This window comes from Agarivorans gilvus, from assembly GCF_001420915.1.
Classification (GTDB): Bacteria; Pseudomonadota; Gammaproteobacteria; order Enterobacterales; family Celerinatantimonadaceae; genus Agarivorans; species Agarivorans gilvus.
On record NZ_CP013021.1, the window covers coordinates 2428149 to 2441848 of the forward strand.

The 13700-nt window shown below is 46.3% G+C and carries 8 protein-coding genes; 3 read left to right on the forward strand and 5 right to left on the reverse strand.

Annotated features, from left to right (window positions below):
- Window positions 1-33: 33 nt before the first annotated feature.
- From AR383_RS11320 to AR383_RS11330, 3 genes are all read right to left on the reverse strand, one after another.
- Window positions 34-2901, reverse strand: coding sequence for a beta-galactosidase (locus AR383_RS11320; RefSeq protein WP_055733242.1), 2868 nt, complete (start codon window positions 2899-2901; stop codon window positions 34-36).
- A 66-nt stretch (window positions 2902-2967) separates the two neighbouring features.
- The gene (locus tag AR383_RS11325; protein ID WP_055733243.1) at window positions 2968-4353 is read right to left on the reverse strand and encodes a carbohydrate porin; all 1386 of its coding nucleotides are present in this window, start codon (window positions 4351-4353) and stop codon (window positions 2968-2970) included.
- A gap of 39 nt (window positions 4354-4392) precedes the next feature.
- Window positions 4393-5658, reverse strand: a complete 1266-nt coding sequence (locus tag AR383_RS11330) for an oligosaccharide MFS transporter (RefSeq protein WP_055733244.1) — start codon at window positions 5656-5658, stop codon at window positions 4393-4395.
- A gap of 380 nt (window positions 5659-6038) precedes the next feature.
- Here AR383_RS11330 and AR383_RS11335 point away from each other — a divergent pair, with 380 nt between their 5' ends.
- From AR383_RS11335 to AR383_RS11345, 3 genes are all read left to right on the forward strand, one after another.
- Complete coding sequence (locus AR383_RS11335; protein WP_055733245.1) at window positions 6039-7124, forward strand: glycoside hydrolase family 117 protein; 1086 nt, start codon at window positions 6039-6041, stop codon at window positions 7122-7124.
- Window positions 7125-7218: 94 nt separating this feature from the next.
- On the forward strand, window positions 7219-9627 hold the full coding sequence (locus tag AR383_RS11340) for a glycoside hydrolase family 2 TIM barrel-domain containing protein (protein WP_083481579.1): 2409 nt from the start codon (window positions 7219-7221) through the stop codon (window positions 9625-9627).
- 179 nt (window positions 9628-9806) lie between these two features.
- Window positions 9807-11180: an RICIN domain-containing protein gene (locus tag AR383_RS11345; protein WP_055733246.1), complete on the forward strand. Its 1374-nt coding sequence runs from the start codon at window positions 9807-9809 to the stop codon at window positions 11178-11180.
- 54 nt (window positions 11181-11234) lie between these two features.
- On the opposite strand, the gene AR383_RS21755 is transcribed toward AR383_RS11345, so the two are convergent.
- Window positions 11235-12446, reverse strand: coding sequence for a beta-galactosidase (locus AR383_RS21755; RefSeq protein ID WP_198150141.1), 1212 nt, complete (start codon window positions 12444-12446; stop codon window positions 11235-11237).
- 35 nt (window positions 12447-12481) lie between these two features.
- The gene (locus AR383_RS21760) at window positions 12482-13471 is read right to left on the reverse strand and encodes a hypothetical protein (RefSeq protein WP_198150142.1); all 990 of its coding nucleotides are present in this window, start codon (window positions 13469-13471) and stop codon (window positions 12482-12484) included.
- Window positions 13472-13700: the final 229 nt, after the last annotated feature.

Genomic DNA, 13700 nt, shown 5'->3' on the forward strand with positions numbered 1-13700 from the left:
AACAGAGCCTCCTTCCAGAGGCTCTAACTATTGTTATTTTTTGTAACGCAGATTATATAGATCACGGTTGAACTGCTTAGCGGCATCAATCAACTCTTGATATGGTGTGTCGGTAATTGAAACGAAGCCCACATTGTAGTTCTCACCATCCCAAGCTCGACCAGTGGTAGGCGAATCTAGGTATTGGAACCAATGAGCACCAACAAAGTATGGGTTGTCTACGATGCTCTGCATGTAGTGGGTATATTTCTTCGCTCGATCCGCTTGATTTGATGCTGAAACGATACCGCCGTGGAACAAACCGGTATCTGTCGCACCGAAATGGAACTCACCAATAATGCTCGGCTTATCTAGCTCAGGGAGTAAACTCCAATCACCTTTGCTGTTCAAGTCTTCTGCATAAAGGTTGTAACTCATAACATCAACGTAAGGGGCTGCGCCGCGGGCGATTTCAGGAGTTACCCCCCAATCAGCGAAGCGGGCCCCAAGGTACATATGGTTAGGCAACACTTTTTTTAGTTCAGCCTGTACAGTAGAGAAATACTTCTCTGAGAGCATTTGCAGCATCTCGGAGTAATCTTTCTTCATACTACTGCTTAAGCGAGAACGATGATCAAAAGAGACTTCAAAATCAGCCCATGACGTAACCTTAGTTCCCCAGCTTTGGTTAAGTGCATCAATGCTTGAGTACTTGTCTTGCAAATGCTTAGTGAAAGCGGCCTTAGCAGGGCTCTCTTTGATGTCATAACTCAGCGCATTCACTACGAGGCCGTAGTGGTTGGCTTCGTTCTTGGTATTACCCCAACTAATTTCATTGTCGACAAAGATACCCATTAGCCATGGGTCGTCCTTGCTAACTTCGGAAGCCACTTTCTCCGCCATCTTGCGGGTGCTAACGGCAAACTCAGGATCGAATGGGTCATGGATCGGTCCCCAGTAATCGTTACCAGTACTGATGCGAGCGTGATCACCGAAAATCCAACCATTGGCCGCATAAGCAATTTGCTGATTATCATAGAACTTAGGATCCGCCCAATTACCTAAGGTGGTAAAGCCCCAATCTTGCATACGATTTAGCGTGACATCCTTCCAAATCTTCAGAGCTTCTTCACGAGAGGTTTGGTACTTACGTTGTAGGTTGGCACTGTAAAAACTAAACACCTCGCCTTTTTTCAATGCACCAGTGTGTATCCAATCAGCATAATCATAGCTCTCCGCGAGCACATCATCATACTCTGGTAGCCACGTGAACATGCTATTACGCAACTCAGACGCAACTTCACGGCCTTCTCGAGTTTCTTTGTTGCTGAAATCAACACCGGTAATAGTTACGGTGTCATCCATCCGGATGTTATCTAGGCCTGTCACAAAGAACAGATAACCTTCAGGATCGACTAATGCCCATTTACCGTCGACTTTTTCAGCTCGGAAAAAACCTGTTGCTTCTAGTTTGGGACCATCGGCCCAGCCGCCGAACTTACTACGATCCGGTAATTGAGTAGGATGCTCTAGAGAATCAAGCTCAGCTGCGCCTGCGGCTTGAAGATCTTCCAAACTCTTCACTTTTTGCGCCCAGTCTTGGCCAGTATATTGACCGAACTCGTCTAGTAATCCTTCATAACGACTCGTATCTGATTCTAAGTTTGGAATTAAACGAACACTGCTTATCTGTAACTTTTGATCCGCAGTTGGGTTTTGCAGGTACAACTGCATAGAATAGATGTTGGACAGGTCAAGATTGTTATCACCCCAACCGTAGCTTATAGCTTGCGCCTTATAAGATTTCTTCGGTGGTTCACCACGCATACCGGATACCATTTGATCTCCAGCAGGCATCAGCGACAAGTAGTAAGTTCCTTCATCATTTGGCGCAATGGTGACATAGCCCGACCAAGAATTTTGCACCCCATTGGCAGTACCACCAAAGGCTTCATGCTCGTCATCGTCAACGCGAACGAACAGCTGCAACGGCTCGTCTGATTTGTTAACCATATCAAAGGCAACGTTGAAATCTCCCTGACCAGACCAGTCCCAAGGAACGTCAGGACGGAACGTAATATTCGGGTAGGAGTTGCTGGCAGAGAACAAAACGTCAATTGCTGCACCATCATCGGTTTTCACCGGCGAGATTGTCGTTGCCACACTTCGCTCTGCAGAAATAAAGCTATCTTGTCCCTTCTCGAAATCAGTAATAGCCAAAACAGTTGGCACTGGACCAGTAACAACTTCTTCTGCGCCGGATGCTTCAACAAAGTCACCAGTAGCATCCACTAGGGCAAAGTTATCTACGATGACACTTTGCTGATCGATTGGGCCTTGTACGAAAATCTGAAACTCAACCAATTTACGCAGGTTGATTTTCTCTCCGCCCCAATAACCGTCTAACTTCCGCTTAGAACCGTTAAAGATCATTTCAACTGGTACAGTTTCTCCAGCAGGCACACTAAGCGCATAGTTAAGCTGATTGTCTCCGGCACCCATCACACCAACATTGTCAGCAATTTTCAAAATAATGTTAGCGGTACTGTCGGTAGGGTTGGTTACATCTAAAGTTAAACTGCCTTTGGCGTTCCAATTCCAATTACCAGTGTCTGGATGAAGCTTCACGTTTGGCCAAAACTTGAACTTGTTGGCCTCATTCACTGAATCGAAATCTATTTTCAGCGCTTGACTGCCAGCAGTAACACCAGTATCAGTAACGGCGCTCGCCTTGGCATGTTCGGCCTTCAGCTTGCTAAAAAACTTATCGCTCTCAAAATCAGGAAGCGCACCACCCATGTCTTCAACTACTTGTTCACCGGCGGCAGCTTGCTCATTCTGTGGGGTCGTAGAAGCACAACCATAAATGCCTAATAAACTCAGGCTAAGAACGGTTGCGATTTTGCTTTTAGTAAATGTCATCACATTGCCCTTTAGGATAGAACCCGCAGCGTATCCCACGGGTCTTTATTATTTTAAGAATTTGGTTTACCACCAAGCCTCGAACTGCGCACCAACAGTAAGTGCTGTGCGTTTACCAGTTTGAGAAACGTAAGGGTTGGTACGCCATTCCCAGCTTTCGTTTGCGGTTGGGATGTCGTTATAAACAGTAGTCTTGGTATCCAACTCACCATAAGTAGCGAAGAATCGAATTACAGGACGGTCCCAGAAATCGCCACCCAAGTGAAGGTTTTGAGCGATAGTGGCTTTCCAAGAAGTATTTGTTCCTGGGTCTGAGCCCTCATTCACGTCATCGAACTTCATCATGTCATAACCCAGTTCAAGCTGAGTAGACCAACGATCACTCCAGTTGTAGGAGTTACGTAATACAAATGAGTTCCAAAGCGTTTTTTCCCATGCCACGCTATTAATTCGACGTTGGCGAGCTTCTTCGTTAAAACTTTGGTATTCACCAGTCCATGCGTATTCAATACGGAAGGTATCAGTTAGGTTCTGCATACCTTGGAATACCCAACCTACAGAATCTGTTGGGAGGTATAGCCAATCTTGAGTCATTGAGGTGCTGGTATTGCGCCCATAGCGAAGTATAAATTGATTAAAATCAGCCCATTGTCCCTGTCTAATAGCAAAACCCAAGGTATAACTGTTTGGTTGATGGAAACTGGCAGATTTCTCTACATCACCCCAAGACCACTCATACTCAAGGTCAGAGTCAGAGCCGTAGTAGAAGCCATAGTTAGCAAACACATCCATGGCAATATTGTCTGCTAACGAAATACCATGTAAGCGAGTTGAAATAGCGTGATAGTTACCGCGAAAGCCCGGCTCACCTTCACACTCCCACGTTTGTTCATTAGTATTAGTACAGAAATCTTGACCGGTGACGCTTCCGTTACCTTCTTTAGTGTAGCCGACGTTAAGTTTGGCAAATCCAAGATCCAAGTCATCAATACCCGCACCTACACCATCATTCATAACCATGTGGTAATCAATGAGTTCTGATTTATAGCGTTGGTAGTAACGCTGGCCAGCCCAGATGGCGGCTTCGGGATTACTTGGAATTACGCCACGGCCAACAACCCACCATTCGTCAAGGTTGAAGTCTTCTGCATCACTCGCAATATTGGTCTTAATAATCCAATTCATGCCATTCTTAGACACCCCATAGTCAAGGTGCAGTTCAGCAAAAGTGCCTTCGTTACCAAGCCGGCCAGTCATAGCGCTATTATTACCGGCGGTCTGAATAATATTCATACCATTGTTGGCATTATCAGATTGACGATTCAGAATTTGGTCATTAGTTGAACCGGTGCCACCTTTGCCGTAACCCCAGAATCGAAATCCATCTAAGTTTTCACCGAATGCCGAATTACAGGCAAGAGCGAGGGCTGAAAGTGCAATGACTCTCTTCATGCTAATTTCCTTATTTTAAGTTGTTTTGTTTATGAAAAGCTAAGCAAGTACCGGATCTTCTTCCGGCTCAGACTTTTTTTTCTCAGAGCTGAGAGTAAACACAGCCATCACCGTGGCGACCGCCGCGAATAAACCGAAGTAGATATAGCTATAAGGGAAGCCGTATTGGTCATACATGCTGCCCATAATTGGCGAGGCTATCGCGGTCATTAAATTGTTGACAACCTGAAAGCCAAACATATAAGTGAATGAGTTAACTTTCCTATCAAACTGCTCAGCAGTGTACGCAAATACCGAAACAATAAGCAGAGGGTTAACAATACCGAACAGCAGTTTAGCCGCAATTGCAAGATAGAGATTCTTCTCGCCAAGGCCAGCATAGCCAATCATCAGTAGAAAAGAAGTAATGCCGCATGCGGTGAGAAGTAGACTGCCTTTAGCACCAATTCTCTTGATGATATAAGGCACACCTGCACTAACAAAAAATAAGAAAACCGCAGTCAATCCATCCATATTTGAGCTAAAGCTAATCCCCTCTTCTTGAGTAGGAAAAAAGCTGATGAAATAACGCGTAAATTGAGTCATAGACGTCCAGAATACGACTGAAATAGTGCCCGCATAGGTCATAAAGGCCCACATTTTTGGGTTTTTAAGCAGTTTAATAACATCTTCTTTAGTGATTTTGTCTGCCGAAATAACCTCGTTGTCGACATCATCCAAATGCTTAACTCGTAAAGACCAGCAAAAAAACAACATAAGAAAGGCCGCCACACTACAGGCAACAAAAATCAAATCAGGGTTAATGTTATAAAGAATACCAGCTAATACAGCAGACACCCCCCATGCAGCAATACCAAAGCCATTAACTAGGCCAAAGTCGTTGTTGTGACATCTAGCAAATCGATCACTATAGGAGGCAATCACACCGCTACCAGCTTGGAATAACATCCCTAGATATAGCGAACCGATAACAATCCCTGAAACAAAAGTGGCATCATTAGACAACAACGGCCCATAGACAAAAATATAGAAAGGCCCAATCAACAAACTCAGCACCGATATAAAATAAATAAGGTGTTTTTTCATACCCAACTTATCGAGTATGTAACCAAACGCGGGTTTAAATAATACTGCTACCCCTGTTTGCAGACCAAACAATACACCAATTTGAGAACCATCTATGCCTACACGATCGTTCAACCAAACCGCAAACAGCGAGCCTGAGCTTAAAGACCAAAAAAAGTTATAAAAAAAGTACATTAGGCACACTTTGCCCATTGCTATACGATTCGAGTCGGTTTTCATAAAATCTCCATTAACCGAGTTGACGTCCTTCATTGAGTCAACCAAGCACTTAAATTGGCAAACCAATAATAATAAACTGAGGCTAATATTACCTAATGTTCAACCAATTTAACGTGATTAAAGTCGACATATGCCACCAAGAGTATCCTTAAAGGTCGATCTCCATCACAACACATCAACAATAAAAGAGCACACCTCAACCAATTAACAACAACAAGCTGAAAACGCTCCCTCCCCCTTATACAAAGGATATTAATTGGATATAAAGAGCAAAATAACTAGCGCCAGATCACTTTTATAACACTAACTTCCAACACCAATGATTATTTGAGGTAACCTAGAAAAAATGGTTAACCAATATTTAGAGTATAGAGGACATTATGCTAAAATCAGCACGAAAGCTCAGCTTAGCGAGTAAACGCGCGCTTGAGCGTGGCTATGATAACAAAGGACCAGAATGGTTTATTGAGTTTGAAGAACAAGAATTGTTAGGTGACTTTGCATATCAAGAGGGAGTCATTCGTCGCGACCCTACAGCAGTCATCAAAGTCAATGGTATATATCACTGCTGGTATACCAAAGGCGAAGGTGAAACCGTGGGCTTTGGTTCTGACAATCCAGAAGATAAGGTGTTTCCTTGGGACAAGACTGAAGTCTGGCATGCCACCTCTGATGATGGAATGACGTGGAAAGAACAAGGAAGCGCAATCACCGCTGGAGAACCCGGCCGCTATGATGATCGGGCAGTGTTCACCCCAGAGGTGCTAGTTCATGAAGGCAAGTTTTACCTAGTCTATCAAACGGTCAAAGCCCCTTACACTAACCGACAAATTGAAGAAATTGCTATTGCTTGGGCAGATTCGCCCTACGGTCCTTGGACTAAAAGCGATGCTCCTATTCTTAGCCCAGAACAAGACGGCGAGTGGGACGGAGAAGAAGACAATCGCTTCAATGTAAAAAGTAAGGGCAGCTTTGATAGCCATAAGGTGCACGATCCTTGCCTGATGTTCTTCAAAGGACAGTTCTACCTTTACTACAAAGGAGAAACCATGGGCGAGGGAATGAACCTAGGAGGCCGTGAGATCAAACATGGTGTAGCCATCGCCGACAATATTCTTGGCCCTTACCGCAAGTCAGAATACAACCCGATTAGTAATAGCGGCCATGAAGTGGCGGTATGGCACCAAAATGGCGGTATCGCATCACTGATCACCACCGATGGCCCTGAGAAAAATACCGTGCAGTGGGCCGCTGATGGTATCAACTTTGAAATCATGTCGCATATCAAGGGAGCTCCTGAAGCACTTGGTATTTACCGTCCCGAAGCAGATGAACCTCTTGAAGATCCGGGGCTGCACTGGGGGCTTTGCCACCGCTACGATCCCTCTTGGAACTGGAACTACATTTGCCGTTACCGGGTGAAGCGACAAATCATGGACGCTGGTACCTTCCAGAATACCAACTAAGCGGCCAAAAACGACCATTGTTGCTTACTCAGCGGGACTAAGCCATGTAGTAGACTCGAGCATGGAGTAGCTCCCGCTTTTAACAGGAGCTCTCATGTTACGCCAAGACAAAGACTTTAATGATGGCTGGAGTTTTCAGCTAAACAGCCAGCCAACAACTCAGGGTTGGCGAACGGTTAGCCTTCCCCATGACTGGAGCGTGGAGGCTAAATTTGACCCCTGCTTAGAAGGAGCAACCGCCTATCTGCCCGGCGGTATCGGCTGGTATCAAAAGTACTTCCAACTCAAGCTGCAACCAAAGCAGCGTGCCTACCTAATTTTTGACGGCATCTATAATCACGCTAGCCTTGAGCTAAACGGGCAGAACCTGCACTACCAAGTATTTGGCTACTCACCATTCTATCTGGATATTACGGAGTATTTGCAAGCTGAAAACCACTTGTTGATAAAAGTCGATCGTAGCCGAATAGCGGATAGTCGCTGGTATTCAGGTTCAGGGATCTATAGAGAAGTACGTCTGCTTGTGGTTAATCAAGTTCACGTTGCACCTTGGGATAACTTTATCTTTGCAACGCAAGCCTGCGCCAGCCAAGCAAGCCTGACCCAGCAACTGCAAGTGGCTGGAGTGCGCCCCGGCGCGTCACTTCAGGTGAGGACTCGCCTGATTAACGCTGCAGGCCAAGTGTGCGCAGAGACCACACACCAACAGCAGTCTCTGTACAACTCGGTTAATTTAGCCCTTCAGTTAACTGTTGATGCACCAGAGCTTTGGGGCCCTGAGTCACCTTCACTTTACCGAGCCATAACCGAAGTGCTTTGCGATGGCCAGTTAAGCGATAGCTTTGAGCAACAAGTTGGTATTCGTCATTTGTACTTCGATCCCAAGCAAGGCTTCTACTTGAACCATCAAGCTTATCCAATCAAGGGAGTTTGCTTACACCATGAAGCTGGAGCGGTTGGCGCGGCGGTCCCCGATGGCGTATGGCTACGCCGCTTAACTAAACTCAAAGAGGCTGGGGTCAATGCGATTCGAATTGCCCACCACCCCGCGTCGTGCGCACTGCTAAGTCTTTGTGACCGCCTTGGGTTACTGGTTCAAGATGAATTCTTCGATGAATGGGACTACCCCAAAGATAAGCGCCTCAACATGCACGATCAGCATGGCGATCCGCTTTCCGAAGGCTATGCCAGCTACTTTGCCGAGCATGCACAGCGCGATCTAACTAACGCCCTTAAAGCTCACCGTAATCACCCCTGCGTGTTTATGTGGAGCATTGGCAACGAAATAGAGTGGACTTATCCACGCAATGTGCAAGCCACAGGGTTCTTTGATGCAAGTTGGGATGGCAACTACTTTTGGAGCCAACCGCCCAACAGCCGTGAAAAAATAGCCCAAAAATTGACAGAATTACCACAGCAGGAACAAGACATAGGCCGTACCGCTCAGCGCCTAGCTAAATGGGTCAAAGACTTAGACCAATCAAGACCGGTCACCGCGAACTGCATTCTCCCTTCGGCCAGTTACGAGTCGGGCTATGCACAGGCCTTAGATGTGATTGGCTTTAGTTATCGCCAAGTGATGTATGACTATGGGCGACAGCATTATCCAAGTTTGCCAATCATCGGCAATGAAGTGCTTCCTCAGTGGCATGAGTGGAAAGCAGCCTCAGCCAGACCACATGTAGCAGGCGTGTTTTTGTGGACCGGCATTGACTACCTTGGCGAAGTTCACCAACAATGGCCAACTCGCAGCCTTGCTGCAGGCCTACTGGACACAGCAGGTTTTACTAAGCCCACATGGCAGATGTTCCGAAGCCTTTGGCAGCAGCAGCCGGTCCTAGCCTTATACACTCGCCCCTTTGATCACGAACAATTTGTACATAACAACCAGGTTGTAAGCGCTAAGGACCCGAATGCTTGGCAACAAGCACTTTGGATTTGGCCGCAACTCAATCAGCATTGGAATTATCAAGACCAAGATATCATCTTGGTCGAAGCAATAAGCAATTGCCCAGAGCTTGAGCTATTCGTCAACGGTAGCAGTGTAGGCAAGCGTCAACTCAGCCAGCAAGCCGACCGCATTTTCCGCTGGGCGGTGCCGTTTAGCGCCGGTGAATTAAGACTAGAAGCTCGTGATGAGCATGGTAACCGGCATACAGAGCAATTGAGCACTAGCGATGACGCGCGGCAACTGGCGCTAAGCCTAGAGCTTAGCGAAGACAACTTAGTCGCTCACCTGATCGCCCAGTTGGTTGACAAACAAGGTTTACCTGTGCGCCACCAACAACGGCGAGTTGAGTTTAGTGCTGATAATAACGCCCACCTGCTCGGTGTTGACAATGGCTCGGCATCTAATGTGGAAGCATTTACCGGCCCCACTCTCAACACCTCTAAAGGGCGAGCTCTGGCAATATTCAAAAGGTCCACGCCAACACAAGCTGTCCAATTGGGTGCAGCCTTGCAAGGAGGTCAGCTACAACAACTTAGCTGGCCAGCAGCCTAGGAGCTTGATGCGCCTAGGCTGTCCACAGGGTTAGGCGCATCACGTTACTGTGACAAAACGCACACACATCAACCAAAAACACAAAACAAGCCAACCATTAAGAAAATTCATTAACCAAATCACACAACTGTACAACCAATATATCTATAGTCTGCGGAGTAACTAACAAGGAGAGCATAATGTTACCTCGACACTATAAGAACCTACTGCTACTAACTCAGGGACTAAGCCTATCTTTCGCCAGCCTAGCGGCAAACGATTGGGATACAATTCCAATTCCTGCCAATCCTGGTACCGGCTATGTCTGGGAGCTTCAAGAAGCCTATTCAGATTCCTTCAACTATTCCGGAAAAACCAATGAGTTCACCAGTAAGTGGAATGATAGCTATTTTAAGAGTTGGACAGGTCCAGGTCTAACCCATTGGGACTCATCTGAATCGTGGGTTGCCGATGGCAACCTAATTGTTAGCGCCTCGCGCCGCCAAGGAACCGACAAAGTCAATGCCGGCGTGATTACCTCAAAAACTAAGGTGAAATACCCTATTTTCCTAGAAGCTAGCATCAAGGTGAGTAACCTAGAGCTATCTTCTAATTTCTGGCTATTAAGCGAGAATGATGAGCGAGAAATAGACATTCTTGAAGTTTACGGTGGGGCCGCTGATACATGGTATGCCAAAAACATGTCTACCAACTTCCACGTGTTCATCCGAGACGCTGCCAGCAACCAAATCATCAGTGACTTTAACGACCAAACCCACAACGAACCCTCTTGGGGAACCTACTGGCGAGATGGCTTTCATCGATTTGCTGCCTACTGGAAAAGCCCAACCGAGGTAACTTTCTACATTGATGGCCAACAGACACCAGAAGGCTCCTGGGCTCAAGTAGTGATGAAAGATAAAGATTACACTGGTGCTGTTCTCGACAAAAGCGTCTACAACCTAAACCAAGAGGCCTTCATCATTATTGACACCGAAGACCATAGCTGGCGCTCAGAAATGGGCATTATTGCCAGTGATACCGACTTAGCTGACAACAGCAAAAACAAGATGTATGTTGATTGGGTGCGCGTCTACAAACCAGTGACTGATGATAGCTCAGGGGGAGAAAACGGAAATGTCAGCGTACCTAGTACTTACACCAACCTACAGTTGGTTCATAGCGACCTTTGCTTAGACGTTGCTAGTGGAGCGACTTGGAATGGAAGTACCTATCAGCAGTGGATATGTAATACAGGCAATAGCAATCAACGCTTTCAGTTTTCCGCGCTAGGCAACGGGCAGTATGCCATCAGCTCCGAAGTAAGCCAGCTCTGCCTAGAACTTGACCAAGCAAGCCATGCCGATGGTGCAACAGTTCATCAGTGGGTTTGTAACCACTCCGACAGTAAGCAAACCTGGACCCTATTTGATAAAGGTAGCAGCACCTTTGAAATCCGTAACAAGGTCTCTGGAAAATGCTTAGAAATTGCCAATGCTTCTAGTAATAACGGCGCTCCGCTCCAACAGTGGTCCTGTGACGGAGGCAACAACCAACGCTTTAAATTCCTCTAATCACAAAGTCTCGCCTAAAAAGGTTTGGCCGGCTATCGCCGGCCTGTTTTGTATCTAAACACGAAAGCGTTTTGGATACATACTCTGATTTACTCGCTTCGCCGCATCAACCATCGGCTGATAAGGTACGTCGCTTATCGATACAAAGCCGATGTTGTAGTTTTCGCCATCGAAGGAACGCCCGGTGATCGGCGAGTCAATGTATTGAAAATAATGAGCGCCAACAAAATAAGGGTTGTCGACCACGGTTTGCATATAGCGCTCAAACATCTGGCCCCGCTCCTGCTGCGAGCAAGCCGTCACCAGCCCCGCATGGAAGAAGCCGGAATCCAACGCACCAAAATGGAATTCGCCAATAATACTTGGCATATCAATATCAGCTAGGAAACTCCATGGTTCTGGGTGAAGCCCTTCTTTATAGTAGTTGTAGCTGACCACATCAACGTGCTTAGCAGCGGCTCTAACCACTTCTGGGTTCATTCCCCAATCAGCAAACCGGCAACCTAAGTACAGGTGATTAGGTAGCTGCTTCTTCAGCTCCTGCTTGACGACACGGAAGTATTCGCTGGCAAAAGCCTCTAGTAAAAGCGCATAATCTTCGACTTGGGCAGAATTATGAGTAAGACCTTTCACTCCTTTAGCCAAATCGGCCCATGAAGCCAGATTGGTTTGCCAACTTTGGTTTAGTGCTTCAATCACCGTATATTTTGTCTTGAGCAACTCAACGAAAACGGCCTTAGTCGGACAGGCATCCGCACTGCGTCCTAAAGTATGAATGGCAATACCGTAATGGCCATCAATGCTCCCCATACGGCCCCAACTTTTTTCGTTATCAATGAAGATACCAACACACCACGGTGTATCTTTGATTTCATTTTTCACTTGGCTCACGGTAGCCGCGGCGCGCTGACGAAAGCGCGGGTCGAAAGGATCAGGTAAGGCTGCCCAAAAGTCATCGCCACTACTAACCTGGTCAAACTCACCAATGATCCAGCCATTGGCAAAGAAGGGAATTCGTTGGTTGTCATAGAACTCGGGCGCGGTCCAGTTACCTAGACAAGTGAAGCCCCAGTTCAACATACGGTCTACGGTAACATCACGCCATTTCGCCATGTAATCAGCGCCGTCCGCCCCATACTTACGCTGTAGGTTTGCTGCATAAAAGCTATAGGTTTCACCTTGCTCTACCGCGCCTTCGAATAACTCACGCATATAACCATAATGCTCGGCTAAGGGATCATTATAATCCGGTAACCACTGATACATGGCTCGGCGTACCTCGCTGGCCACCTTGGCGGTAGCTAAGGCTGCTCTGGGTACCGTGACTTTTTCTTTAGAATCCTCGGGGTGACATCATCATCATCACGCTGATTAACCAGCTTATGATCGTAATCTATACCGGTAATGGTCGAGGTGTTAGCCAGACGAATAATATCTAATCCAGTCGCAAAATAAGGATACCCCTCAGGATCAACTAAGGACCATTTGCCAGCAATTTTCTCAGTTCTAAAATAGCCACTAGCTTGCTGACGAGGACCATCAAGATACCCACCAAATTTTGAACGTCCCAGCATAGGGCCTTTGGCCAACTCAGTGAGTTCAGCCTTGGTCACTTCAGCTAATTCCTGCTCAGAATGGATCTTCTGGGCGTGTTCTTGCTGGGCATTCTGCCCGAAACGGTCAATAATCCCGCTGAGATAATTAGGATCAACCGCGGGGCTAGACTGTAGCCGAAAGTTGCTTAATAACAGATGGTGATCCAGCAGACTCCCGTGAATGCTCAGCTCAATCTTACTAATTGCACTAAGGTCGATGTTCAATGCTCCCCACATCCAAGTAGCGTACACATCCTTGGTCCCCCATGGACAGGGATTAGAGCGTAACCCGCTAGCATAATTACAGGCCCCTCCATGGAGCGTTTCACCTTTTAGTTCCACCATAAAACTTTGCTGTTTACCTGGTGCAATATTGATACAACGACTGTGCATTTGCCCTTGATGATCAAAGATATTGATGAACATTTGCGTGGAATGTTCATCCAAAGCTCGTGCATCGAAAGCGAAACAAAAATTCCCTAAATCACTCCAGTCCCAGTTCTGCTGAGGCTCAATAAATACCGAGGTGTAAAAATGCTTCTTGCTTAAGGCTTTTATTTCAAGGCATTCAAATCGCAAGTTAGCCTCTACATTACTAAAGCTAAATTCTTCAGGAAGCGTCGATTGAGAAAAATCAAAGAGAGGGAGCGCTCCTTGCAAGGGCTGATTTGCTGGCTCCATTTGGCTAGTTGTCACAGTTTTACCTCTTCTTATAGAAGGCGCATTCTTTATCACCTAAGTTCTATTACTTAGGTTGAAGCACCCTACCACCATGTTCCGATTCAATGTGTTGACCATAATAGCATTTTTGGTCAACCAATTTACGACAAAGCTCTCAATTCCATTATAAATACGAGGATAAAACAAACCAAAACCAATAGAATCAGGCAATTCAGCCAAACAAACTCATCAACCAAAAAGGGAG